General features: G+C 55.7%; 19 protein-coding genes. 10 read left to right on the top strand and 9 right to left on the bottom strand.

Annotated features, from left to right (window positions below):
- The first annotated feature begins 5 nt into the window (after window positions 1-5).
- Genes CEE69_RS16720 through CEE69_RS16735 form a run of 4 tightly spaced genes read left to right on the top strand, consistent with a single transcriptional unit; the run spans window position 6 to window position 5158 of the window.
- A complete protein-coding gene (locus CEE69_RS16720) occupies window positions 6-1274 on the top strand; it encodes a DUF58 domain-containing protein (RefSeq protein ID WP_099261756.1) in 1269 nt (422 codons plus the stop codon).
- Window positions 1267-3936 carry a transglutaminase TgpA family protein gene (locus tag CEE69_RS16725; RefSeq protein ID WP_099261757.1) on the top strand — a complete coding sequence of 890 codons (2670 nt, stop codon included), beginning with the start codon at window positions 1267-1269 and terminating at the stop codon, window positions 3934-3936. Before CEE69_RS16720 ends, CEE69_RS16725 begins: the two co-directional genes overlap by 8 nt.
- A complete protein-coding gene (gene cmk / locus CEE69_RS16730) occupies window positions 3933-4622 on the top strand; it encodes a (d)CMP kinase (protein ID WP_099261758.1) in 690 nt (229 codons plus the stop codon). The genes CEE69_RS16725 and cmk overlap by 4 nt, the downstream gene beginning before the upstream one ends.
- Entirely contained in the window at window positions 4619-5158 is a 540-nt protein-coding gene (locus tag CEE69_RS16735; RefSeq protein WP_099261759.1) for a CinA family protein, read from the top strand. The genes cmk and CEE69_RS16735 overlap by 4 nt, the downstream gene beginning before the upstream one ends.
- A 21-nt stretch (window positions 5159-5179) precedes the next feature.
- On the opposite strand, the gene CEE69_RS16740 is transcribed toward CEE69_RS16735, so the two are convergent.
- Genes CEE69_RS16740 through CEE69_RS16750 form a run of 3 tightly spaced genes read right to left on the bottom strand, consistent with a single transcriptional unit; the run spans window position 5180 to window position 6700 of the window.
- Window positions 5180-5707, bottom strand: coding sequence for a GNAT family N-acetyltransferase (locus tag CEE69_RS16740; protein ID WP_099261760.1), 528 nt, complete (start codon window positions 5705-5707; stop codon window positions 5180-5182).
- Window positions 5700-6401 carry a helix-turn-helix domain-containing protein gene (locus CEE69_RS16745; RefSeq protein ID WP_099261761.1) on the bottom strand — a complete coding sequence of 234 codons (702 nt, stop codon included), beginning with the start codon at window positions 6399-6401 and terminating at the stop codon, window positions 5700-5702. Before CEE69_RS16745 ends, CEE69_RS16740 begins: the two co-directional genes overlap by 8 nt.
- Window positions 6398-6700 (bottom strand): hypothetical protein, encoded by a 303-nt coding sequence (locus CEE69_RS16750; protein ID WP_158231040.1) that lies wholly within the window; start codon window positions 6698-6700, stop codon window positions 6398-6400. Before CEE69_RS16750 ends, CEE69_RS16745 begins: the two co-directional genes overlap by 4 nt.
- 272 nt (window positions 6701-6972) lie before the next feature.
- Between CEE69_RS16750 and CEE69_RS16755 the strand changes: the two genes are divergently transcribed.
- The 3 genes from CEE69_RS16755 to CEE69_RS16765 are packed head-to-tail and all read left to right on the top strand — an operon-like array spanning window position 6973 to window position 9874.
- Window positions 6973-7884: an ABC-three component system protein gene (locus CEE69_RS16755; RefSeq protein ID WP_099261763.1), complete on the top strand. Its 912-nt coding sequence runs from the start codon at window positions 6973-6975 to the stop codon at window positions 7882-7884.
- A complete protein-coding gene (locus CEE69_RS16760; RefSeq protein ID WP_099261764.1) occupies window positions 7881-8126 on the top strand; it encodes an ABC-three component system middle component 6 in 246 nt (81 codons plus the stop codon). The genes CEE69_RS16755 and CEE69_RS16760 overlap by 4 nt, the downstream gene beginning before the upstream one ends.
- A gap of 8 nt (window positions 8127-8134) precedes the next feature.
- Window positions 8135-9874, top strand: coding sequence for an ABC-three component system protein (locus tag CEE69_RS16765; protein WP_143549271.1), 1740 nt, complete (start codon window positions 8135-8137; stop codon window positions 9872-9874).
- Between the two features lie 237 nt (window positions 9875-10111).
- Here CEE69_RS16765 and CEE69_RS16770 read toward each other — a convergent pair whose 3' ends face one another.
- From CEE69_RS16770 to CEE69_RS16780, 3 genes are all read right to left on the bottom strand, one after another.
- On the bottom strand, window positions 10112-11956 hold the full coding sequence (locus CEE69_RS16770) for a glycoside hydrolase family 97 protein (RefSeq protein ID WP_099261766.1): 1845 nt from the start codon (window positions 11954-11956) through the stop codon (window positions 10112-10114).
- A 305-nt stretch (window positions 11957-12261) separates the two neighbouring features.
- Complete coding sequence (locus tag CEE69_RS16775) at window positions 12262-13614, bottom strand: Gfo/Idh/MocA family protein (RefSeq protein ID WP_099261767.1); 1353 nt, start codon at window positions 13612-13614, stop codon at window positions 12262-12264.
- Between the two features lie 166 nt (window positions 13615-13780).
- A complete protein-coding gene (locus CEE69_RS16780; RefSeq protein ID WP_099261813.1) occupies window positions 13781-14974 on the bottom strand; it encodes a phosphoglycerate kinase in 1194 nt (397 codons plus the stop codon).
- 408 nt (window positions 14975-15382) lie between these two features.
- Between CEE69_RS16780 and CEE69_RS16790 the strand changes: the two genes are divergently transcribed.
- Window positions 15383-16399: a hypothetical protein gene (locus CEE69_RS16790; RefSeq protein WP_099261769.1), complete on the top strand. Its 1017-nt coding sequence runs from the start codon at window positions 15383-15385 to the stop codon at window positions 16397-16399.
- A 70-nt stretch (window positions 16400-16469) separates the two neighbouring features.
- Here CEE69_RS16790 and CEE69_RS16795 read toward each other — a convergent pair whose 3' ends face one another.
- Window positions 16470-17738 (bottom strand): nickel-dependent lactate racemase family protein, encoded by a 1269-nt coding sequence (locus CEE69_RS16795; RefSeq protein WP_099261770.1) that lies wholly within the window; start codon window positions 17736-17738, stop codon window positions 16470-16472.
- 129 nt (window positions 17739-17867) lie between these two features.
- On the opposite strand from CEE69_RS16795, the gene CEE69_RS16800 reads away from it, so the two are divergent.
- Both CEE69_RS16800 and CEE69_RS16805 read left to right on the top strand, forming a co-directional pair.
- Entirely contained in the window at window positions 17868-18797 is a 930-nt protein-coding gene (locus CEE69_RS16800; RefSeq protein ID WP_233215309.1) for an ATP-binding response regulator, read from the top strand.
- A 4-nt stretch (window positions 18798-18801) separates the two neighbouring features.
- Window positions 18802-21333, top strand: a complete 2532-nt coding sequence (locus CEE69_RS16805) for a PAS domain-containing hybrid sensor histidine kinase/response regulator (protein ID WP_099261772.1) — start codon at window positions 18802-18804, stop codon at window positions 21331-21333.
- A gap of 108 nt (window positions 21334-21441) precedes the next feature.
- Here CEE69_RS16805 and CEE69_RS16810 read toward each other — a convergent pair whose 3' ends face one another.
- The gene (locus CEE69_RS16810) at window positions 21442-24423 is read right to left on the bottom strand and encodes a RecQ family ATP-dependent DNA helicase (protein WP_099261773.1); all 2982 of its coding nucleotides are present in this window, start codon (window positions 24421-24423) and stop codon (window positions 21442-21444) included.
- 140 nt (window positions 24424-24563) lie between these two features.
- Window positions 24564-24965, bottom strand: coding sequence for a DUF3467 domain-containing protein (locus CEE69_RS16815; protein WP_199169887.1), 402 nt, complete (start codon window positions 24963-24965; stop codon window positions 24564-24566).
- Window positions 24966-25021 lie beyond the last annotated feature (56 nt).

Here is a 25021-nt window from a genome sequence, read left to right on the forward strand (position 1 = left end):
TCACGATGTCCCTGCAGCGACGCAACACTCGCAATCGCCTGACGCGGCTCGGTTGGCAATTCATGCTGATCGGTATGTTTGGACTTCTCGGCGGGTCGCTCAACGGATTGAACCTACTGATCGTTGTTGCTGCGATGACTCTTGCGGTGCTGTTGGCTCAGTGGCGAGTCAGCCGGTCCACGATCGAATCCGTTCGCGTCGATCGGCGGGTCCCCAGCGAAGTGTTCGCTGGCAAACCCGCGAGAATCCGATATCAAGTCAGCAACCGCCATCGATTGATGCCGCTGTGGTTGATCTGCCTCAGCGATCAAATCATGCGGACCGGTGCGGACTCCCAGGCCATCGGATCGAGCAGCAACGCATCGACTCCCGCCATCGAATCCCGTTCGATCCACACCGGCGTCGGGCTGCTGCTTCCTTCGAAAGCCACCAGCGCCTACCTCGATCTCACGTTTGAACGACGCGGGCGATATCGCTTGGGAAGATGGCGAGTTTCCACAACCGCGCCGTTTGCTTTATCGACCGCATGGCGTGAATCGACAGACGAAGAAGAATTTGTGGACGTCTACCCACGTCTGTTGAACCTGCCTCGATCCTGGCGACAACGTCTGCCCACCAAGGTCGGCAACGTCTCCTCCTCGGCTCACCGGCAAGGCCATGCCGACGAAGTCTTCTTCGGTCTTCGCGAATATCGCCGGGGCGACAGTCGACGACACATCCACTGGCGTACCACGGCACGAATCGGTGACTTGGTTGTGCGTCAATTCGAACAACAACGTCGATTGGACATCTGCTTTTTGGTCGATGCATACTGTCCAGCTTCAGCGGGCGAGAATGATCCTGCTTATGAAAGCGTCGAAACCGCAATCAGTTTGGCCGCTTCATTGGTGGTTCAGCTGTTCGGTGGATCGGGCAGCCAAATCATGCTGAGTGTCGCGGGCCAGCAAAACGAAACCTGCGGCGGCGGCCTGTCCCGCGAAGCTTTGAGACGGATGCTGCAAATTCTCGCTCGCGTGCAAACCACCGCCGCTCCAGACTTGGACCAATCTCTGGAACAAGTCGCCGGAGCGGTCAAGCATCTGCCCGACCTGGTCGTACTCAGCCCGAGACCATTGTCAGAAGTTTTGGCTTCGGATGACAACCAATCCTCATTGCTGCGACAATGGCAACAACGTGGGCGATTGAACTGGGTCAACCTGTCCGGCCGAGACGCCACAACCTGGATCGCCGAAGGCTCGTCTTCCAAATCATCCGCCGAGGCACTGCATGAGTGACGCTTCGATTGCCGACGACGAAATGAGCCGCACCGACGCACTCAATCTGCGTGAGTTGCAGGCGATCACCGAGACCATTCCGGACTCGCCGCTTCGCCTGCGAACAAAACTTGCGTTCGCGTTGGTGACGATGTTGTCTGGACTGGTGATCGGCAGCAGTGGACAAACTGAATCGCTGCCAATCATCGTGGTGTTCTTCAGTGTGGTCGGATTCCTATTTGTCGACTGGATGAAACTGTTTGCGTTGCCCTCCGTGATCGCCTACGCCGCCATGGCGATCGCAGCGATCTACTGCGTCACGGGCTTCATGCAAGACGACATGCAAGTCGGCAACAAGATGGAAGCCGTTGCGGAACTGTTGATCATCGCTCAGTCAATCTTGATGCTGCAGGAAAAGACGTCGCGACTGTTTGAACAACTCATGATTTTCGCGTTGCTCAATTGCGTGGTCGCGGCAGTTTTCAATGATGCGTTTGCCTATGCGATCTTCTTCATCCCGCTGGCGATCTGCGGTGGCATGGCCATCACCTTGCTCGCGGCTGACAACGTAGTCGAGCAATCCCAGTCACCAGACCAGAACGCTAGCCTTGCGGCGCGTCCTTCAGCTTTAAACACGGAACCCGATCATTCCAATATCAAGTGGAACAACTCAGCCGCGGTGGATTCGTTTGCACGAGCGGGCGTGAACCTGCCGTGGATGATCGGGGTGATTTTGTTCCCCGCGGTTCTACTGTTCTCCGCCTTGTTCTTCTTTGGCCTGCCAAGACGCGTGGATGCCTCTCGAGGCAGCTCGCAAGGCGTTGCCTTGGTTGGGTTCAGCGAGGAACTGCGTCTGGGCGCGATCCAGCAGATGCAACAGAGCACTCAACGTGCTTTGCGAGTCGACTTGATCGATCGAGAAACCAAGAAACCTTACCCGGTCATCAATGATCTGTATCTTCGCGGGGCGGTGCTGGAACAATACATGGTCGAAGCATCGACAACCTGGCGAGCGACTTCGGTGTCCATGTCACCACCGCGGCCATTGCCTCCCGAATATGTTCCACAACGCGCCAGCGACTCAAACTTTTACGACCGTGTGAATGTTCGCATCGGATGCGAATCAATGAACACCGAGAAGCTTTTCGCGATCGCGCCGTATCACTGGTCTCCCGGCAGTGATGACTTGGTGGAACTCAGCGGAAAATGGACCTTCGCCCGTCGCAACACCTCCGGCGGATCAGTCTCCGCTGGCGCGTTGGGCACGCCGTGGTACCCGCCCGTCAAATATCACTTCGGGACACACGCGTTTCGCAACGGTGCTCAAAGCCGATGGCTGGCGTATCAAACACCTATGCTCGAAAGGTCCGTCAAGCCAGACGAACCTTCGGCGGATCTTACCGCCAACGACCTGAACTACATGGACCAGTTGCTTGAGTACCCTCAGGTCCTGATTCCCAGCGCCGAGATCTTGGCGAATTCACTCGTTGAAGACTTGCCAAGCAACAAAAAAACTGCCGCCGGGATCGCCGACGCTTTCGAGAAACACTTGGCGTTCAGCAGAGAATTTCGATACTCGCTGCAACCCAATCCATCGGCCACGGTGGGTGTTGATCCGATCGAACAATTCCTTTCAACCGACCGACGTGGTCACTGTCAATTTTTCGCGTCGGCGTTGGTGATGATGCTGCGTAGCCAGAACATCCCGGCTCGATTGGTTGTCGGCTATCACACCGACGAATTCAGCGAACTGGGCCAGTACTTCATCGTTCGACAAAACCACGCTCACGTTTGGGTCGAGGCATTGATCAATCGCGAGGACATCCCGGTCGGAACGTCGGTGTACGGGCAACCCGAGTCCGAATTCTATTGGCTGCGTTTGGATCCAACCCCGGGTGGCGGCGGAGTTGCCGGGGCCGAAGCCGGCAGCAACCAAATGCTCGATCTGGCACAGGATCTTTGGGACGACTACGTCATTGAAATGGATTCGAAACGCCAGGAGACCGCCCTGATGTCCACACCAGGGCTGGCTCCGATGACGGCCTCTTATCGATCATGGATCGACCGAACACGAGAACTCGCCATGCGAATCAACGCCGGCGATGTGGAAGGCCTCGGCGGAGGCAAACTATTCTCGTGGCAGGGTGCCGTGATAGCAATCGTGCTCGGCATCCTCGCATTGGTCGGCCTGAAAATTCGCTTCCCACGTTGGTTGCGCAGCAAACTCGGCAAGAATGGCCAGCAAAAAGCCCCCCGGCCGACGATCCCGTTCTATGCCGAAGCACTCGATCTGCTTTCGAATCTTGGCATCGAACGACGACCAGGCCAAACGCCCGAAGAACTCACCCGGCAGCTTGCGGTTGCCAGCTCATCTTCTGGCTCCACCTCAACGCTGAATTCAAACGAGCCGTCTTCTGCGGAACCGAATCAAAACGATGAACGTGTGCAGGCCCTCGGACCGATGCGTCGTTTGACCGACGCCTTTTACGCATTACGGTATGGTCAGGATTCAGCGGCACCTGGAGCAGCTCACCAAGCTTCCGGCGATAGCACTGCAAAGCCCCACGCGGATTCCACTTCGTCGGGTGCTTCCGCCAAATCGGACCCGGCCATTTCTTCGCGTCCTGACATCGAAGATGCACTGAACACCCTTCGCCAAATTGCAAAGCGTTCAACCTCATGATCATTACCATCGACGGCCCAGCCGGAGCAGGCAAAAGCAGCATCGCAAGACGCGTCGCGAGCGAACTTGGATTTGAGTTCCTTGATACCGGAGCGATGTATCGCGCCGTGACTTGGGGCGTCATGCAGCGTGGAATCGCCTGGGATGACGTCGAAGCGTTGGTTCAATTTGCCGACGCGGCTTGCTTGGTTTGGCAAGACGATCGCATCTACCTCGACGACCAAGACATCTCCGAAGAAATTCGTACGCCACAGGTCACCAGCCACATTCGACACCTGGCGGACCCACCCAAAATTCGCGAACGGATCACAGCTCAACAACGACGCATCGCCACGGGTCGCGACATCGTGACCGAAGGGCGTGACCAAGGCACCGAGGTATTCCCCGATGCACACTGCAAGATTTTCCTGACTGCGTCACCAGAAGAACGTGCCCGACGCCGGCAACAACAACTCGCTCAAAACGGACGAGCGATGACGGTGGAAGAAATCTTGACCGCGCAGAACCAACGTGATCTCGAAGACCGAATGCGTCCGGTCGGACGATTGCGAGCGGCCAGCGACGCAATCGTTCTCCAGACGGATGGCATGACTCCCGACGAAGTCCGCTTGGAAGTCCTGCGGTTGGTTCGCGAACGTCTGGAAGCCTCCGCAACCAACTCCGCTTCGGGCGGAACGTCCGCATGACCGCCTCTGGTGATCAACTGACCGAGCCTAGTGATCCTCGCGTGGTTGCATCCAACTTGATCACGCAACTGAAACAATCGCAGCACCGTTTGATCCTGGCCGAAAGCTGCACCTGCGGCGCGGCCGCGGCCGCAATCGGAAGCGTCCCCGGTGCGTCCAACGTCTTTTGCGGCAGCGCGGTGACCTACCGAGAAACCACCAAGCAAGCGTGGCTGGGAATCACCGCAGCCGAATTGAAACAGCACACCGCCGAAAGCCAAGCCATCACGAACGCCATGGCAACCTCAGTTTTTGAGCGTACCCCCGACGCAACCATCTCCGCCGCCATCACAGGCCACCTCGGTCCCGACGCTCCACCCGCAGTGAACGGCATCATCTTCATCGCCGTCCTTCAACGAGGTCGCGAACTCGAGCCGCAACGACTCGTCCTTCGCAGCTCCACCCGCCAGTCCCGACAAGCTGAAGCAACCGCCAACCTCCTCATTGCAATCCAACGCCATTTGTCGTTGCCTGGACACATCCCGGTCAACGAATAGCTGCTTCCCGATGACTCCTGCTTAGCGAAGCCGATGCTTCATCACTCGAAGCCCTGGGCCTCGGGTAACAACAGGAATCAGCTCAAAGTCAAAGCGTGCATAAAGCTTCACTGCCGCTTCGTTGGTTTCATCCACTAACAGCAACAAGTATTCAGCCGGTTTCTTACGTTCACAATTGAGCTGATGTGCTTCAGAGATCAGATGATTCATGATTTGACGTGAGTATCGCCACTGCGCGTCCGGAGGCTGACCCTGAAACCGCTGGTCAATTCCCAGCATCGGAATGTAAAGCAGACTCGCATAACCACCGTCGGGCAATGGCCAACGCCACCGGACAGTCCCCACGGAACCGTAACCGACTACCTGGCCAGTCGCGTTTCGAAAGATCCAAACCTTGGTGCCATAGTTCGCGATGGACTCCATCGCGTCTGGCCCGAGAATCCACTCCGTGCAATATCGTCCGTGCTTGGTGTCACCACAAGAGAAGCCGACCAAGTCAACTTGGTCGGCTTCACAGAATTCGTCGGCATAAAGTTGGAACTCACTCACCGTTTTGCTTTGCTTCCTTCCATGAAGGCAAACGCTTGCCGCGACTGGCCGATTGAGACTGCGAGTCATCACGCAAAGCGTTCGCCATTTCTTCGCTCATCACTTGCCCATCGCGACCAAAATCGACAACGGAATCCAAGTAATCAACGACTTCAATGTCCGGCCACAATTCGCGTATATCAACCTGCAACGCGACTGCAATCTTCTCAAGCGTTACACGCTGCGGGCGACACTTACGATTCAGCATCTGAGAGATCGCTGGCTGGGTGCATTCGATACGTTCGGCAAGTTGTTTTTGAGTGATGTGCTTGGCCTTCATGATTGCTCGAAGTCGATCAGCGAACTGAGCCTCTTGTGAATCCATCTTCTCGACTTCGGCTTGCAGAACAGGAAACTTCTCTGCGGCCCCCGCTTCGGACTGCGCAAGGTCCATGCCGTAGCGGCCCTCTGTGTCGGGCAACAAACGAAACTGATCCAACAGCGTGTGCCATGCTCGGCCCTTGTCACCAGAAAGAGACTCAGGGTCTTCAATGATCGCCATCAGCCGTTCCGAATTGGCCCGAAGCTGATCGCTGCACTCGGTCAGCGCAGCAATGAACGCTTGCTGTTGGGTCCCGTGCAGCGAAAGGATCATCCGCATCAGAGACGTGTTCGTGTTTTCGAGTGGCGCGTCGGGAGTTTCAGTTGTGCTCATGATGTCGTCTCCACTTCAGGCAATCCAAACGGGTTGTCGTGGCGAATGTGCATCCGCTCCAGCGCGACGTTCAATCGCATCTGACGGATTTCAATCAAAATGTCGGTCACTGGTTCGCCAATTCGGCGAACGTTGTGGTCAAACACACGATCCTCACCAGGCTCCCACCACTGCAACTTCAACGCCTTCCGCCGCAATCGTGCTCGCCCAGTCAGGCGTGGCAAGATCCCATGGGCATCACGGAAAGCAGACAAACAAATCCGCACTTCGTGCCGCGGAGGAATTTCAGGAGGTCGCAAATCTTCCATCGGCTTGATATAACAAAAATATAAGATGAAGTTCCGTTTGGCAAGGTGTTTTTCCGCCTTTTGCAATGAACTCGCCGTCGCGATAGCAGTTACAGCGAAGAATTTGCTCGAATGCGAGTTGGCTGAACGGCTAGTCAGTCGCGGAATCTTAGAAACGTGTCGCTTTGTAAGAGGCAGACCGGCAATGCACAGCGACAGCGGCTGGTTGACCAGTGGTGTCAGCCGCAAGCCTCAAGATGAGTTCATGAACCAGGAATCACTCGATGGATCGTTATCAACGAAACTACCTCCGACTGATGGCACGAGATGACTATCGGGAAAAGAAACGACAGGTGTTTCAAGATTGGGTTGGGCAATTGTTGAAGAAAGCGCTCAAAGGTGACTACGAGAATATCCGTCTAACGCAGGGCGACGGCGGCTTAGACGGAATCATCCTAAGCGAGTCGGCTGTCGTCGCTGTGTTCGCACCGCGAAGGGCCACGCAATCTGAACTGGAGAAGAAGATTGCGTCCGACTTCGCAGCGGCAGAACAAACCCTGAAGGAACGTAAGGTCGTATTGAAAAAATTGGTTTTTGTCCACAACGATGAGGGGCTGACCAAGGGTGTGGGGACGCTGATGATGCAGCTTCAGCAAGACAAGCCGGGAGTGAAGATCGAAATCTGGACGTTTGAAAACCTCTGGACACTGATGCAATCGCTTTCCGAAGATGAGATCCAGGACCTGCTTGGCCTGGCCCCAACCTCCCAAATGTTAGAGAAACTGGAGATGCCTTCGATTCGGGAGGTGATCGAACATCTGGTGTCCGTTCAAGCCGAACCGCCCGCAGTGGGAGAGCTGACAATACCTGACCCCGGCAAGCTGCAATACAATGAACTGAGTGAAACGTGTCGGGATTTGCTTCGTGTTGGCCGTTCCAAGCACGCTTTAGTAGCACGCTACTTGGAAGGGATGACGGATTTGCGGACTGGCGAGGCAATCGCCGAAGGATTCCGCCGGAAATACGCGTCCTGCCGAGCGGGCGGGATGCTGCCGGATGACACCTTCGAGACACTGTGGCATTTCGCTGGCGGTGACCACTTCACGACACCATTCCAGCATGCGGCGGTCACTGCCGTGCTGTCCCACTTTTTCCACACCTGCGACATCTTTGAAAACGCACGCGATTCCTCATGATCCTTCCAACGAAACATCTGCCGACCGAACGTTCGCTGATTGCAATTGGCGCAGACATTGTTGGTCTATTGGATGAACCAAAATCGGTTTCCAAGCTTTGGCTGGATTTTCAGAAACTGAATGAGCAACGGAATCTGCGTCTAACTTTCGATTGGTTCACCTTGGCTATCGCGATGCTCTACGCAATTGACGCGGTTGAGCAATCGGATCATCGCCTGCTCCGGCGCGAGGTGACGCAGTGATCCATCAAGTGACCAGCTCACTGGACACTTTCAAGTCCATTCGCCTGAAACCAGGGCTAAACTTGATCGTTGCAGAGAAGAGCAAGGGAGCGACTGAACGACAGACGCGAAATGGTTCGGGAAAAACAAGTCTCGTTCGAATCATCGACTTCTTGCTAGGGTCAAAATGCGATGGCGATTCAATTTTTCGATCGCAGTCGCTCGCGGACGAACAATTCACATTGTCTTTTGACCTCGGTGGTCACCGTACTTCAGCAACTCGTACGGGCAACGAAAAGAACCGAATCGTTGTTGACGGGGTGTACGATGATTGGCCGATCGAGCCGAAACTCCACAAGGAAAGCGGAGAGTATCGGATCAGTAAGACGAACTGGTGCAGTGTCCTCGGATCGCTGATGTTCGATTTGCCGGTTGATATCGAATCCTACGGGCCGACCTTTCGCGCCATGATCTCTTATTTCGTCCGACGCGAATCGAGCGGTGCTTTCCAAGAGGCTCAGAAGCAATCTTCTCAACAGCAGAACTGGGATGTCCAAACCAATCTTTCCTATTTATTCGGGCTCGATTGGGAAATCCCGCACGCCTTGCAACAGGTACGTTTGAAAGAAAAGTCTCTTGCGACATTGAGGAAGGAAGCGAAAGGCGGTGCATTGGGCGCGCTAATCGGAAACATTGGTGAGTTGCGTACTCGCTTGGCGGTTGCTGAAAAAGAAGCGAACCGATTGAAATCGGAGCTAGAGGGATTTCAGGTCCTGCCGGAGTATCACGAACTTGAAAAAGAAGCCTCAGCGCTTGCGATCCGTATCTCCGAGTTGACAAGTGAGAATACGCTCGACCTGGAACGAGTGGAGTCGCTGACAAGCCAATTGGAGGTGGAACGATCAACCGATGACTCCTTGCTAGAAAGCGTTTACCGCGAGGTTGGGATTGTACTTCCAGAATTGGTAACCAAACGCTTGGACGATGTGAGAAAATTTCATGCGGCGATCATTCAAAATCGACGCATCCACCTTCAGAGCGAAATCGACGACGCAAAGGCTTCAATTGATCGTCGTGATGCCGAGAAAGAACAACTGGATGATCGTCGCCTCGAAATCATGACGACCTTAAATAGCCATGGAGCCCTTGATCAATTCTCGAAGCTGCAGGAGGAATTGTCTCGCCAGCAGGCAACAGTTGAAGAACTGAAGAAGAAGGTCGCATTGGCGAGACAGCTTGATTCCGAAACGACCGAACTGACGATCGAACGAGCGAAGATCAAGCAGCGTCTTACGACGGACCTCGACGAGAAAGCTGATACACTCAACGACTCGATTGTGATCTTCGAGGAATTCTCGAAGCTGATTTCAGACCACGAAGGAAGTCTCGTCATCGAACCGAAGGAAAATGGCCCTGAATTCGCGGTCAACGTCGAGGGCAAAGAGAGCAAGGGAATTCGTAGTATGCAAATCTTCTGCTTCGATATGACGCTTGCAGTGCTTTGGTCGAAGCGAAATGCGGGGCCAGGTTTCCTGGTTCACGACAGTCATTTGTTTGATGGAATGGACAGTCGACAGGTTGCTCGTGCCATCGAAATCGGAGCCAGTCAGTCCAAACAGCATGGCTTCCAATACATAATTTGCATTAACTCCGACCAGCTGGAAGCAGCGGAATTCGCAAACGAATTCGATCCCGCACCATACCGAAACTCAGTTGAGATCACTGACGCATCGGAGACAGGTGGGCTCTTTGGAATGAGGATCAAGTGAAAGTGCTTTGCAGCTCGACTGTCGGATGGAGCGGAAATTGGAAACCTCGCTACGAGCGTGAAACCAGTTCAACCAGGTCTCACGTAAATTTCGACCACCGTTTCGGCAGAACAGCCAAAAGTCCAGGGCACATGTTCGAACAATGAATGGCATTCCTGAGACGACCCGTTGAATCGCTTTCGGCTGACGCGGCCATCCTTCATGCCAACGAGCGTCCGGAGTTTGCTCAGACGTCGTTCACATCGGCGAAATCATGATCGCGCATCCGCCTCCAGCACCCATGGTCGCCGTCAACTTGCTGTTCGAGGTGACCTGGCGCGACTGGATGATCACCTGCTTTTTATCGTCTGGATCTTCCGCGTAGATTTTGGCGACAAACTCCCCTGGGCCCAGGAAATCGAGCGGGATGTCGAGGCTTCGAGCTTCGTTGACAATCGATCCAACGAACCACCGATCACCCTTTCGTCTGGCGACCGTCATGTAGCTCCCGATGGATCCCTGGACCACCTTCGAGTCATCCCACGTCGTCGGCATCTCCTTCCAGAATTCAAGTTCAGGATAACGATTCTCAGGATATCGATCGGCCTGGTCGTACCAATGCAGATATTGCAGCGGACTGTAGAAGACGACTCCCAAAGCAAGCTGGAACGAACGGCTGACGACACGCCCATTCAAATAACAGGGCGTGTAGTCGCCAGCCCCAGCGATCATGCGAGCAAACGAGGTGGTCAAAACATTCTTCGGAGGATTCCCCTTCTCTGGCAATTCCTCATTCCCAAGGATCCCTTCGACCGTCAGCACATGTGGGTAGGTGCGCTCGATCCCGGTCAACCGAAAGTTGTCATGGATATCAACGATCAGTTTGTATTTCGCGGCTTTCTCGATCGCATCGTACAAGAATTCCATGTCAGACTGGCTCTTCCAATCAACAAACCCCATCTTGACCCCGCGAATCCCCCATTCCTGATACGTCTGAAATGTTTTATCCAGGTCGTATCCTGACATGGCAATTTTGTTGATGTAACAGATCAGCCCAATGCCATGTTCGTTTGCGTAGCGAATCGTTTCCTGCATGTCGATCGAAGCAATGACCGTCAGAGGGTTCGAATCGGCGTCGCGTTCCGGTCCATACCAGCCGGCGTCATAGTGCACATATTGGTACTTGTTCGCCGCGGCGTAGTCGACAATCGCTTTTGCACCCTTTGTCGTCAGGCTGCTTCGCCATACCTTCCCAGGTTGGATCCATGCCGTGTCGCTCAGTTTAGACGGCGGCGAAAGATTCTGAAGCAAGTAGTGATTCTCAACCAAGGTCCCGGGATGTTCCGCCACCATGATCACTCGCCAAGGAGTCGTCAGTGACTTGTTCGCCGATACGGTCCCGCTTCGAAACCGCGTGACCAGTTGATTTTCACCGGATCGATTCAGCATCATGGGAGCGTAGCGCCCAATGCTTCCTGCTTCTGCGATCGCCACAAAATGCGATCCGGTTTCGACCAGCAGCGGACGAACGGAATGGCCCGGCATCTCAGAGAGTCGCAGTTTGGAATACCGTGCCTGCGGATAGTCATCCCAGTAGACAAAGTGATCGCCGGTGAACTGAAAGTGTGTGTCTTCTGATTTCAGTTCCAACTCATCGATCCCTTCCTGCGGCGGAATCGCGTAGCGAAAAGCGACCCCTTCGTCGTACGCCCGGAATGTCAATTCGAGCCTTTGTGTTTCGTCGGTTGCCCCGCGAAGTTGAATCACACACCCATTGTACGAATCAGGGTAGGAAGCTCTTGAACCGACCACGGGAACCCAACTCCCGTTTTCAGATTCGGTCCGCTTGCTGTCGACAACGAACCGATCACCGAGTTGGTCCCCATCAAGGACCAAGGCAAGCCTGGAGTTGACAAGAATGGCGACGTCTCGAAACGCGACGCTGTAGTGCGGCACACCTTCCAGGAGTGAAAACTGAATCGAATGATCTCCGGATGGAGACACGATCGTCATCTCTTCGGCGGCCCAATTGCAGTTCGACGCAGAGAGAAGCAACCAAAACGCGATCGGAAAGGAAGCCAGCTTTGGTATTGAGATCATCATTCAGGCGAAACACTGGTTAACAAATTTTTCTGAGCGCTCGCCCGACAGCGGCGAGCGAGGCGAAGACCAAATCGGAACAGGCAAACTTGATCTTACCGTGACGCCAAACGGCGACACTTTGTGATTCAGCCGTTTCACAAGATTGGTTTCGTGATCGGCTTCGCAATCCAAACACTGTTGGCTCAGAAAACCAGCCCGCGCTGGTCGTATGTAGCGAGACTCCCCAAGAACCCCGGATCTTGGTGAATCCGGGGTTTTGGGGCACGGCGTTTTGATCGCAGGCTGAAAGCCTATGCCACTTTGGCTCAGACCAATTTGGTCTTGCCGGGGATCGCGTGAGCGGGCTCGGGGAGCGACGCCTTCATGTCCAGATTCTCGGGGAACAGGTTCAACGTCGATTCGTTCACGGCGAAGTCCCACGTCACCAGCTTGCCGGAGTAAGCCGCCATGCGGCCGAGCACGGCGGTTAGCGAACTGTCGGCTGTTTCTTTGAATTCGACGATTGGTTTACCCGAACGCACGCTGTCGATCAGGTCCTTGTGTTCTTGCTTGTAGGCAGCTCCCAAGTCGCCCTTCATCGACCAAACCTCGTTTCCATCGCGATCATGAATCATGGCACCACGATTGATTCCGTAGATCGTGCAGATGCCTTTGCTTCCATAGATGATGTTGGAGTTGTCACCTTGAGCATTCGGGATTTGGCGGCACTTGAATGAAACGGTTCGGTTGCCGGGATAGAGGTAATCGATGCTCATGCTGTCCCACATCTCGCTGCCTTCGGGACGAGTGAAACGACCGCCACTGCCATAGGCTGACTCAGGTGGACCGCCCATGATCCAGTTGATCGCATCGATGTTGTGCACCGCTTGCTCAGCAATCTGATCGCCGGACAACCAGATGAAGTGCATCCAGTTGTAGATCTGAAACTCGGTGTCGCTCATGCCTTCCTTGCGAGTCTTGTTCCAAATCCCGTTGCTGCAATAGCGAGCCGTCGCGGAGATGATGTCGCCAATCGCACCATCGTGCAGTCGTTTGATCGCTTCGACATAATTCGCTTGCCGACGATACTGGGTGCCGGTCACGATCGATGTGTTGTTGGCGATGGCTTTGTCGTTCGCTTCGACGCAGACACGGTAGCCGGCTGGATCAACGCAGGTTGGCTTTTCGGCGAAGACATGCTTTCCCGCATCGACGGCATCCAAGACATATTGAGGCCGAAATCCGGGCGGTGTCGCGAACAACACCACATCGACATCGGGATCATCGAGAACCTTTTTGTAAGCATCGATGCCGCCATGCATTTTGGCCGTTTCGACCGCGACCTTGTCGCCGTGACGCTTGGTGAGTGACTCGCAAATTTTCCCGAGCTTGTCGCCTTCCAAGTCAGCGATCGCGGCAAGCGAAACATTGTCATTGATGGTGAGCGAATCGTTGATCGCTCCCGTTCCACGACCGCCAGCTCCGACCAATGCCAATCGAATGTGTGAATTGGGTGAACTGCTGACGGACTCGGCGGGCTCAGCCCCTCGAATCGGACGAGCGGCTGCGGTGGCGGCAACGCCCGCAGTCAACGCGGCCCCCGTGCCCATGAAATGGCGACGGGTGGAAGAGTCGCCGGTGACCGGCGAGGAGTTGTCTGAAAAGTTGTTTTTTGGCATGGTCGGCGGGCTCCTGATGGAGAATGCACGGGAGGGAAGAACACGAATGTTCTCCCCAGTTTAATGCAATCCCGCCACCAATTCCGAAAACCGGCCGAGATCGAGCAGCTCTCGCCACTCCGCGACTTTTAAGTCCCTGCAGTCAGCCCTAAGAACGCAGCTCGACTCAGGCTTCGTCGAGCAGATCGACGGCTGCGAAGGCTTGGCCTTCCAACATTGCCAGGCTGGCTCCACCACCGGTGCTGACGTGGCTGACATCATCAGCGAATCCGAGTTGATCAACCGCAGCGGCACTGTCACCACCGCCGATGATGCTGACGGCATCGCCATCAGCGATCGCTTGTGCAACGGCTTTGGTGCCTTCGTCCATTGGTGGTTTTTCAAACACGCCCATCGGTCCGTTCCAAACGATGGTCTTGGCCGACTTGATGACATCGGCGTACTTCTTCGCAGTTTCAGGACCGATGTCCAAACCTTCCATGTCGTCCGGAATCTCACCCGCAGTAACGACCTTCTTGTTGCAACCAGCGATGTTGCCGAAGTCGTCTCCGCAATGCGTGTCGGAAGGAAGGAGCAGCTTGTCGCCACCCTTTGCCATCAACTCCTTTGCCAATTCGACTTTGTCCTTTTCGACCAAGGAGTTGCCAACTTTGCCGCCGCTGGCCAACGAGAACGTGTAAGCCATCGCGCCGCCGATCAAGACCGAGTCGCAGATGCCCAACAGATTGTTGATCACGTTGATCTTGTCGCTGACTTTTGCTCCGCCAAGGATGGCGACGAAAGGTCGCTCAGGGTTGCCGATCGCATCGGCGAGATACTGGATTTCTTTGGCTACCAAGTGGCCGACCACGCGTGGTTTTCCAGCCATGGCTTCGGGAACAGCGACCATCGACGCGTCTTTGCGGTGGCAAGTCCCAAACGCGTCGTTGCAGTAAGCGTCGGCCATCGCCGCCAACTTGCCAGCGAACTCCACGTCGCCTTTCTTTTCGCCTGGATTGAAACGCAGGTTTTCCAAAACCAGGACTTCGCCCGAGGCTAGCGAGCCAGCTTTGGCGGCGGCATCTTCACCAACGGTGTCGCTCGCAAAGTGAACGGTGCTGCCGAGCAATTCGCCCAATCTTTTCGCGGCCGGAGCCAGCGAGTACTTCTCGTCGCCTTCACCACCGGTTGGTCGACCCAAGTGGCTCATCAAGATCACCTTGCCGCCACGATCGAGGACGCTTTTGATGCTGGGCAAAGCCATGCGAATGCGTCGGTCATCGGTGATGGCGAGTGAATCGTCCAACGGCACGTTGAAGTCGACTCGCATGAGGACGGTTTTGTCTTGAACGTCAATTTGATCAATGGTTTTCTTGGCCATCTGCCGGGAAACTCCGAGGTGGTGTTGAGTGGGGTCGATTTCAGCGGACAAGTATCGGCCAGCGACCCAATTTCGCGAAGGGGACCGGCAGAACCCCGGTTTTTTCGCGACTTGACGCGGTCCCCCCACCGGGAACGTCACGTTGAGCCTTCTTTTTCTCACGTCGCGCCATCGTCACAACCGAAACAAAGGGAGCGGTGACGAATCGCTTGCGGCTCGTCAACAGCACCGGTCCGCCGTGAGTTTTGGTGGAACTGACACACGTTGACCGGGTCAATTTGGACGATCATTCACACGAGTGATCTTTTTCGCGACGAGAAGTGCCCCGAACCAAAAACTCAGGGCCAATCTTGATCGCAGCCGATACCAGCGGGGGTGGTGCGAGTGAGAGCTTGCATCGGGATTGCAATGCGCCATGGCCAAACGGTCACATCATCGCGAGACACCCTGGTTCGAGACCCCGCGGCCACCGATGCCTTTGATCGATCTCTCGTCGGAGCCTGCGTGACAAACGATCCGTGCCAGAAGAGCCGCGTTTCGGTGAATTCGCGACGCGTCAATCGACATCGCGTTGCTTGCATGCAAATCGTGGGTGCATTGATGCTGGCCATTGTTTGCACCGACGCCTCGGCACAGTCACCCACTGACTCCGCACCGCGTCGTTTTTCGTTCCTTCCTGGTTCCGGAACTCCACGCGTGGGTTCGATCGCACATCGCGAGCAGATCCTCGAATCCTTGCCGATGGAACGGCTCACTGACGAAGCCAAACAACGGATTCTGGGCATCGCGGAAAAGCCGACATTGTTTCGTCGGCTGCCATCGCAGATCGTTCCTTGTGACCGAGACATGTTCCTGTTCTTGACCCGCAACCCCGATGTCTTGGTCGGGCTTTGGGACTTGATGGGAATCACCCAAGTCCAATCGACTCGAACGGGTCCCTATCAACTCGATGCCAGCGACGGAGTGGGAACACTTTGCCGAGTGGACCTGGTCTACGGCGATGCCAACAAACACATCTTTGTCGTCGACGGATCTTACGATGGAAAAATGACTCCAACCGAAATTCGCGGCAAAGGTGTCTTCGTGCTCGAGTCCACTTACACGGTTGGCGAAGACGGACGCACGCGTGTTTCAGGGACCCTCGATTGCTTTGTGCAACTCGACAGTCTGGGCATCGACTTGATCGCTCGAACGATGAGCCCCATCATCGGGCGTTCCGCGGACAGCAACTTCGAGCAGACCGCACAGTTCATCGCACAGGTCAGCGAAGCGAGCGAACGAAACCCATCTGCCATGCTGGACATCGCGTCACGTTTGCCGCAAGTCAATCAGCAGACGCGAGACGATTTTTCAAAAACAATTTTGGCCGTCGCACGTCGCGGACAACAAGTCGCCGCTCGTGCTCGCGAAATTCCGACGCAGTAACCTGCGGTCGAGACTTTGCCATTCACGGTGAAGTCAACGTGAATTCTTCGGGTCGCGACCGGCCGACGCGTCAGTTCAGCGGGGCTTCCCACAATCCCAACGCGGGATTCTGCACGAAGTAGAACTCGGATCCATCCACATCAGTGTGGAAACCGTCCTGGAGCGAATGAACGTCGTATCGTTTCATCAACGCGTCCAGGTCACCCGGTGTGAATCCGACCGAAGCGATTTCTTCATCCGTCAATTTCCCAGCCGCGTAAACCACTTCAAATCGATTCTCTGGTGAGCCATGAACCAAGTGAGCCGCTGCGGAAGGATCGTTTGCTAGGTCTTCGTTCTCGGCCACCAACTGCATCACTTCGGCTTTCGTTCGATAGCCATACTTGCGAATCAGTTGGTCAATTCGAGGGTCTTCGCCAAACTCTTCGACCGCGGGACCGATGACGGTCAATCGCCCGCCCGTCGCGATTGCCTTTCGTGTTCGGTAGATCGCTTTGTTGCCCAACCAAGTGCTTTTGAATTCATCGGGGTCCAAGTAAGCAACCACATGCGTGGGAGCCTTTGGCAGGTGCGTGATGTTGACCTTGCGAGCCAGCTCGGCCGCCTTGAAGAATGTTTCGTGATCGTCGCCGATGTACAGACCTCGCGTGTGCTTCGTTCCGTCTTTCATCTGCTGAATCACGGTCAAGGCGTACAGCAGCGGCATGTCATCGCAGAAGTGATCCGAGGCGTAGTTCAGAATCTTTCGCAGCGGCGTGTCGGCGAGACCGAGTGTCTCATCGATTCCGACCATTGCGCTGAGATAGTGACTCTCGTTGATGCCTGAGACACCTCCCGTGCCAACGAACACATTCTTGTTGTAGTTCGCCATCCCGATGACTTCGTGGGGCACGACTTGTCCCAACGAGAAGATCAAATCGTGGCCGCCATCTCGCAGCATCTTGTTCACCTGAGCAGGCCAACTTTGCGTGTAGATGCCGCCAGTGACTTCGCTGACGAATTCCGCTGGGACTTGCCCCAACTCCACGACGTCCTCTCGCCAACGGTGTGGGCGGAACAAATCGTGGGGCACACCAGGAAACATGTGGTCGAGCTGAGCAGGTTTCATCGGCGTGTGCGTGCCAAGCGCCGGCATGATGTCTTTGACCCGGTCGCCCAACAATTCGTGACAAAGCACCGTCAGTTCGCCTGCACGGCTGAACAATCGCGTCGCGTCAGGAGGCAGCAACAGCACGCGTTCGGGCCGTTTGATCGCGTCAAACGTCTGCTTCAGAGCGTCACGCAAGTCGCCTGTTGTCAGCGATGTGGTTTCCGATCCAACAGAGAAATAGAGAGTCATTCGGCTCGCTCCAGCGACAATTTTGAAGGGGATGGCACACGCTCCCCGCCATTAGCCCTAAGATTAGGGGTGGTTCCTTCACCAGAACCACGCCTGTCCTGCTTGCTCAATACGAAAGAGGTAGATGCGATGGCCAAGATCTTACTCGTCGAGGACAGTGCAACCCAGGCGGTAGAAATGACGATGCTGCTTCAGGCAGCCGACCACGAAGTCGTCCACGTCGCCAACGGGCAACTCGGCCTTTCGCACTTGAAAGACCAAGCCCCCGATCTCGTCATCACCGACCTGGAGATGCCCGAAATCAATGGACTTCAGCTGGTGGAAAGCATGCGAGCCAATTTCTCGCACATTCCCAGCATCTTGGTCACCAGCCACGGCAGCGAAGAACTCGCCGCAGAAGCGCTCCGTCGCGGCGCGGCTGGCTACGTTCCGAAGACTCGCATGTCCGACTTGCTCAATGACACCATTGTCGATGTGCTGGGGGTCATTCGCAGCGACGCTTCTTATGCGAAGTTGATTTCGACGCTGAAGAAAAACGTGTTTGTCTTCGACCTCCCATCGGATCCCGAACTGATCTCGCCGTTGGTCGGTTTGTTGATGCAGGTCAGTGCGGGAATGGAGCTTCTGCCCAGTATCGAGATGGTCCGACTGGGTGTCGCCGTTGAACATTCCCTGACCAATGCCATGCTGCACGGCAACTTAGAAATCCCACGCGACAAACAACCCAGCCATGGCCAGCTCGCCCGTGAAGGCGTCATCAACGACGCGATGAAAGAACGGTTGTCGCAGGAACCGTACAAGAGCCGCGTGACCCACGTGGAAGCCACCGCCTCGGAACATGCCATTCGCATCGTCATCACCGATCAAGGCCCCGGCTTTGACACATCCAATGTGCCGCAGGCCGGTGAGCTCGACGCCAGTTCACTCGCCGCCAGCGCCGATGGAGTCAGCCAGGGTGACAAGCAGGGTCTGCTGTTGATCGCCAGCTTCGTTGACCAAATGTGGTTCAACGACCAAGGCAATCAAATCACATTGGTCAAACGATGCGGTGCCGAGTGAACCGATGAGTAGCGTCTCCGAGTTCCAAACGTCCTCAACCTATCGTGCGCTCGCCAACGCGTTGCCGCTGAATCTGTTGATCAAGGCGGCCGATGGACGGCGTGTCTTTGCCAACGACTCGTATCTCAAATGGCGAGACGTCACTTGGCAAGAACTCGCCGGCAAACACGATGAAGAGCTGTTCCCGCCCGAGATCGCTCGCCAGTACCGCGAGGACGATCAGAAGGTGATGCAGACAGGCGAATCGCTGCATAGCGTCGAATCCGCGAAATTGGCGGACAACTCCATCGGCTGGATCGAGCGTGTCAAAACGGCGGTGCATGATCACCATGGCAACCTCCTGGGCGTGCAGGTTTTGTTCTGGGACGTGACTGCGAAAGTCGAGAAGGAAAAGGCGACTCAGTTCGAACAATCGCTCTTGAAAACGCTGCTGGCCAACATCCCTGATTCGATCTATTTCAAAGACATCGACAGTCGCTTCATTCGTGTCAGCCATGCGATGGCGATGAAGTTCGGACGGTCCAGCGTCGACGAAGTTCATGGCCGAACGGACGCGGATATCTTCACCCCCGAACACGCCGAGGGGGCTCGCCTGGATGAACTGCAAGTCATCGAAACCGGCGAAGCACTCGTCGATCGAGTCGAACGCGAAACGTGGCCGGATCGAGAAGACACGTGGTGCATGACCACCAAGATGCCGCTTCGGACTGACGCCGGCGAGATCATCGGCACGTTCGGAATTTCCCGCGACATCACGGACCTCAAACGTTCCGAAGCCGCACTCCATGAAGCGGTTCGAATGGCGGACGCGGCGAACCGTTCCAAGAGCGAATTCCTGGCAAACATGAGCCACGAAATTCGCACGCCGATGAACGCGTTGATCGGAATGGCGGACCTGCTGTCGCAAACAAAGCTCGACCCTGATCAACAGGACTACGTTCAAATCATCCAGGAATCGTCCAACGGTCTGCTGCGACTGATCAACGATATCCTCGATTTTTCAAAGATCGAAGCACGCCGACTCGAATTGGAATCGGTTCCATTTTCGCTCAGTAAAACGGTTGAATCAACACTCCGATCATTCTCGTTCAAAGCGTCCGAAAAAGGCCTGGAACTACAACGCGACATCTCGCCGGAACTGCCCGATCGATTGATCGGTGACCCGGGACGAGTCCGCCAAGTGCTGACCAATCTGATTGGCAACGCGATCAAGTTCACCGACCACGGTGGCGTTCGCGTCCGAGTCGAAGTGCTTCGACGCGATCACCCGGACAACAGCGACCTCGCCGCGGCGTCAAACGGCAGAGAGTCACCCAGTCGTGATGACATGATCGAACTGCGTTTGAGTGTTTGCGATTCTGGCATTGGGATTCCTCCCGCGCAGCAAGACGCCGTTCTCAATCCATTCACACAAGCCGATGCTTCCACCACGCGTCGTTTTGGTGGAACCGGGCTGGGCCTCAGCATCAGTCGCCAGCTTGTCGAATTGATGGGTGGAGAGTTGGAACTGAAAAGCGAAGTCGGCGTCGGCACCACGTTTTCGTTTGAGCTGAAGATACCGGTTTGCCCGGCCTCGATGCCAAACGAAGACGACGATGAAGAAGAAGACCTCGGCGGCCCGACCCGCCAACGTCTGGCACCACTTCACGTTCTTGTCGCTGAAGACGGCGTCACCAACCAGCATGTGATCTCTGGTTTGCTGCGTTCGCTTGGGCACAAGTGTTCGATCGCCAGCGACGGTCGCGAAACGCTGACGAAATGGCGATCAGAATCGTACGACGTCGTGCTGATGGACATGCACATGCCCGTGATGGATGGACTGGAAGCGACCCGTGCCATCCGGCAAGAAGAGTGGGGCACCGAGCGACACACGCCCATCATCGCACTGACCGCCGCGGCGATGAGCGAAGACGCGGCCGCCTGTCGCGAAGCGGGCATGGACAGCTACCTCACCAAACCAATCCACAGCCGCAAACTTCGCGATGCACTGACACCGTTTCAGAAAGAACTGCCGTCCTCCGCTGATCACTCTCTCGATGAAACGCTGGTGCAAACTGGTTCGCCCAATATCCATCTTGCCACCGAACAAGATTCAACAACGATCAATGCCGCTCACGCCGCCTTTCCTTCGGTGGGCTCCACTTCCGACGCGATCTCGCTGTCACCTGAGAATGTCGGATGCCTGGATCTCGATTCGGCACGCTCCCGGATTCCGGGTGGCACTGCCGGTGTGTTGAGATTGGCATTTGTCTTCCGAACCGAATGCGCGCAGTTGGTGGAACAACTTTCCAAAGAAGTGCCGGCGGGACTGAACGACGAAGCTCGCCGGAACGCTCACACCTTGAAAGGAGCCTGCGGATTGCTCGGCGCCAAACAACTTCAAGAAGCTGCCGAACGCATCGAAGAAGCCGGCCGGGAAAATCGCGTTCAGGAATCACCCGAACTGCTCGCCGACCTGCAGCACGAAGCAGAACGGGTTCTTCGAGCCATCGATGAACTGCTCAGCCAATCCGACAAAGCGGATCAGGCGAAGTAAGCCTGTGGCAGTTCCACCGAGCGAAGTCGGTGGGCGACACTTGTGATCGCGTCGGCGATTTTCGGCGGGCGGTCACGGCTGAGCATTGGTCGTCAGCTCGGCCGCGATCTAAAGATTCCGCAACCGTTTCGCATTCGCGGGTGTGTCCGCCCAATCGGGATCGATCTTCTGTCCGGCTCGAGCCGCGGCGATCAAATGATCGATCAGCGTCTCCGTTGGCTCGCCGCGAATTTCGGCGACCTGCTGCAGCGTGTAGCCATCCCGGCACAATCGCCAAGTCCAATACTCGTGTCGCCAAGCAGATGGATCCGTTGCTTCTTCTTTGACGGGATCCACATCGGAGCTTGGCGCGGGTTCGACCGCGAGAGCTTCCGCCGGTTCGTTCTTCGCCACCGCGACGGGTTTTGGCGGACAGTTGATCTCGTGTTCCGCCAAAGTGTTCGCGATCAACTCCAACAAATCGCTGCCGTACGCCTCGATGAATTCGCTGGTGATCCCCGACACGGCTTCCAACTGCGTCGCGTTGGCGGGCTTGGTTTGGATCACTCGCTTGATCGTTGATTCAGAAAGGATTCGGTGCGGTGCAACATTCAAAGCCGCTGAACGTTTTCGACGAAACCGCTTGATCCGATCCGAAAGATCCTGGTCAAGCAACTCTTGCGAATCGTTCGACGTCAAAGGCTCCGCGGACACTACGCTCACTTCGTTCGCTGCATTCTCTTGTGTTGGCTGCGCCGGAGGAGAGGAAGTTGGAGTCTCCGTCGCAACGGATGGCTCGACATCACCGGGCTCTTCCTCCGCAACGTCACCGGACTCAATCTTACTGGCGACCTTGGCCAACTTTTTCGCAAGCGGGAACTTCAACTGCAACGAAGGCGGCAACGGAACCTGGCCATTCATCACCTGACGTCCCAAGCCCGTCATGTGGACGGTTGGGCGTCGTTCATTCAATTCCTTTTGATCCAGCAAACCGACCGTCAACAAAGAATCCATCGCGTCGGTCAACTCACCTTGCTTCAACCCCGCGAGCATCCCGTAGGTGCTCAGCCGACTCAAACGCAACTGCGTTACCTTCTTGTTCTTCGAACCGACAAGCATCTGCGCGATCAAGTTCTTTCCGAGTCGACCATGTGTACGCGTGACCCCGCTCAGGATCACGCGAATCGCGGTCGTCAGTGCGACCATGTCGATGCCAGATTCCTCGCTCAACGCCCCGACTGAACCACTTTCTCCGAGCGTAGCCCCTGTCGTCAGATTCGCGGCTAACTTCGACGGATCCACCTTCGGCATGCATTCGCCAGCCGGATCACAGTGGTCGCACTTCCCGCAATTCTCCGCGTTTGGATCACCAAAGTAATTCAAGATTACGTGCTGACGACACGATGTCGAACGAGCGAACTGAATCACGGAGTCCAGCTTTTCGTACTCAGCTTGCTTGCGTCTGGCCAACTCTTCGAAGTCGATCTTCAACTGATTGAATGGCAAATCCCGCCGCATGATGTGAACGGCACGACCACGAAACGGAGGGATATAGTCGAACGATTTCAGCTTTGTCAGTTCACGCAATGTTCGCGTCAATTGAACCCGTTCAACACCGGCTCGAGTCGCCAAATAGCTCAGCCGCACAAAAACATCTTCCCCGCGACGAGGTCCCACGATCTTTTCGATCGCGGTCATGACCTGACGTTTCAGCTTGGCTTCCCGAGGCAAGAAATCCAGCAGCGTCGGGACGTCACTATCGATTCGCAACACCGCTTGGTTGGCACTGGAATCCAACCGACGAAGCACACCAGCTTTCGAAAGCAGCGTCTCGGAGGTTCCGATCGCTTCGCTGCCGTCACGAACACCAATTGCTTCACGCACTTGATCCAGCGTCAGCTCAATCGGGTCTTCTTCCCGTGATAGCAAGTACTCATAAACCTTCTTCACCGTTTCTCGCGAAGGGTAACGGTTCTCGATGAAGAACTCTTGGATCTGACGATCGGCGTAGGCGAACAGCAACAAGCACTGACTCATCTCGCCATCGCGTCCTGCGCGACCGGCTTCTTGGTAGTACGCTTCCAACGAACCGGGCATGTTGTAGTGAACCACGAACCGGATGTCCGATTTGTCGATTCCCATTCCAAATGCATTGGTCGCGACAATCGCGGACAAATCGCCTTTCATGAACGCTTCTTGCACTCGGCGTCGCTCATCGGGATGCATCCCAGCATGGTAGACGCCGACTTTGCGTCCCGTCTTTTCGGGCAACCACTCCGCGATCTCTTCGCAACGCTTGCGAGTCGCACCGTAGATGATGCCCGCTCCAGGTTGCTTCGACAGGTAATCACGCAGCGCATTCTGCTTGGCGACATCGTTGTTGCATGGCGTCACCGAGAACCGCAGATTCGTTCTCGCGAAACCGGTGACAAACACGCGAGGTTGCTTCAGGTTCAACAATTCGCAGATGTCATCACGCACGGTCGGCGTCGCGGTCGCGGTCAATCCGATCGTTTGCACGCCGCCCAAGTAACGATCGCGGAATCTTCCCAGACGCGAATAGTCGGGACGAAAGTCGTGGCCCCACTCGCTGACACAGTGTGCTTCGTCGACCGCCAGCAGACTCACGTTGGCCTTGGGAACCACGTCGAGGAAACGTCCGTTCCTCAAACGCTCGGGCGCCACATAGATCAGGTCCAACTTTCCGGCCGCCATTTCGTCCATGACCGATTCTTGCTGGCCGGGCGATTGGGTGCTGTTGAGCAATCGCGCCCGGATGCCTCGTCGCTGCAGCGTATCAACCTGGTCCTTCATCAAAGCGATCAACGGCGAGACCACGATCGTGGTCCCTTCTCTCGCAAGCGAAGGCAGCTGATAGCACAGACTTTTCCCGCCGCCGGTCGGCATCACGCACAAACAATCCGCGCCCGCGGCCAGAGCGTCGACCACATCACGTTGGCCAGGCCGGAACTGCTTCAGACCAAATTGCGGCAGCAACGATTCCGGATCAACGGACTGATTGGAATTGGATGCGAGAGACGACATCCGCTCTTTCGTTCGGTGGGTGAGTAGTGGGCTAGATTGAACCGCGTCCCGGCGACGCATCGCCATCTTCCGCGATTCGGCCCATTTTTGCCACCTCGAACCCGTCCATGTCAGCCAGAGCTATCCGCATCCGTCGGCGCACAAAAAAACCACCCCACTGAAAAACGAGCGGGATGGCTTTTTGAATCTCAATTCTCGCGGGTCGATTACGACTTCGCGCCAGCTTGCTGTTGTTGCAGGCCTGGACGAACACGTTTGTTGATGTCTGTTTCCAGAACGCCGAAAACGGATTCGTGACGAGCAACCGACATTTGCAAAGCAGCGAGCAAACGTTTCGCGGTGAAGAAGTTCACGATGATGCGTTGCTTGACTTGGATTGGCTCCTTCGGCACACCGATTGGTTGTGGGTTCAAACCAAAGTCGATGATCAATTCTTCAGGCGAACCGGTCACGCGGCAGAAGTTCGCGTAGGTTGCGATGGCATTGTCATCGTTAACCTGAACTTGAACGGGAGCCTGAGCTTGAGTTTGTGCTTTCTCAGCGGGAGCGGCTTTTTCTGCGGCGGGGGCTTCAGCTGTCTTGGTTTCGTCTGCCATCAAAATCTCCAAAAAATCAAAAGGGTAACAGGTACGTTGAGATTCGCGTGTTTGGGGCCAATGTAGTG

This window comes from Rhodopirellula bahusiensis, from assembly GCF_002727185.1.
Classification (GTDB): Bacteria; Planctomycetota; Planctomycetia; order Pirellulales; family Pirellulaceae; genus Rhodopirellula; species Rhodopirellula bahusiensis.

What these genes read in the sequence shown, in the direction of transcription:
- CEE69_RS16760 (WP_099261764.1), top strand. Translation starts at nt 7,881, where the DNA reads ATGATCCTTCCAACGAAACATCTGCCGACCGAACGTTCGCTGATTGCA.
- CEE69_RS16805 (WP_099261772.1), top strand. Translation starts at nt 18,802, where the DNA reads ATGAGTAGCGTCTCCGAGTTCCAAACGTCCTCAACCTATCGTGCGCTC.
- CEE69_RS16725 (WP_099261757.1), top strand. Translation starts at nt 1,267, where the DNA reads ATGAGTGACGCTTCGATTGCCGACGACGAAATGAGCCGCACCGACGCA.
- CEE69_RS16755 (WP_099261763.1), top strand. Translation starts at nt 6,973, where the DNA reads ATGGATCGTTATCAACGAAACTACCTCCGACTGATGGCACGAGATGAC.
- CEE69_RS16745 (WP_099261761.1), bottom strand. Translation starts at nt 6,401, where the DNA reads ATGAGCACAACTGAAACTCCCGACGCGCCACTCGAAAACACGAACACG.
- CEE69_RS16790 (WP_099261769.1), top strand. Translation starts at nt 15,383, where the DNA reads ATGCGCCATGGCCAAACGGTCACATCATCGCGAGACACCCTGGTTCGA.
- CEE69_RS16770 (WP_099261766.1), bottom strand. Translation starts at nt 11,956, where the DNA reads ATGATGATCTCAATACCAAAGCTGGCTTCCTTTCCGATCGCGTTTTGG.
- CEE69_RS16735 (WP_099261759.1), top strand. Translation starts at nt 4,619, where the DNA reads ATGACCGCCTCTGGTGATCAACTGACCGAGCCTAGTGATCCTCGCGTG.
- CEE69_RS16720 (WP_099261756.1), top strand. Translation starts at nt 6, where the DNA reads ATGTCCCTGCAGCGACGCAACACTCGCAATCGCCTGACGCGGCTCGGT.
- CEE69_RS16780 (WP_099261813.1), bottom strand. Translation starts at nt 14,974, where the DNA reads ATGGCCAAGAAAACCATTGATCAAATTGACGTTCAAGACAAAACCGTC.
- CEE69_RS16795 (WP_099261770.1), bottom strand. Translation starts at nt 17,738, where the DNA reads ATGACTCTCTATTTCTCTGTTGGATCGGAAACCACATCGCTGACAACA.
- CEE69_RS16800 (WP_233215309.1), top strand. Translation starts at nt 17,868, where the DNA reads ATGGCCAAGATCTTACTCGTCGAGGACAGTGCAACCCAGGCGGTAGAA.
- CEE69_RS16810 (WP_099261773.1), bottom strand. Translation starts at nt 24,423, where the DNA reads ATGGCGATGCGTCGCCGGGACGCGGTTCAATCTAGCCCACTACTCACC.
- CEE69_RS16775 (WP_099261767.1), bottom strand. Translation starts at nt 13,614, where the DNA reads ATGCCAAAAAACAACTTTTCAGACAACTCCTCGCCGGTCACCGGCGAC.
- cmk (WP_099261758.1), top strand. Translation starts at nt 3,933, where the DNA reads ATGATCATTACCATCGACGGCCCAGCCGGAGCAGGCAAAAGCAGCATC.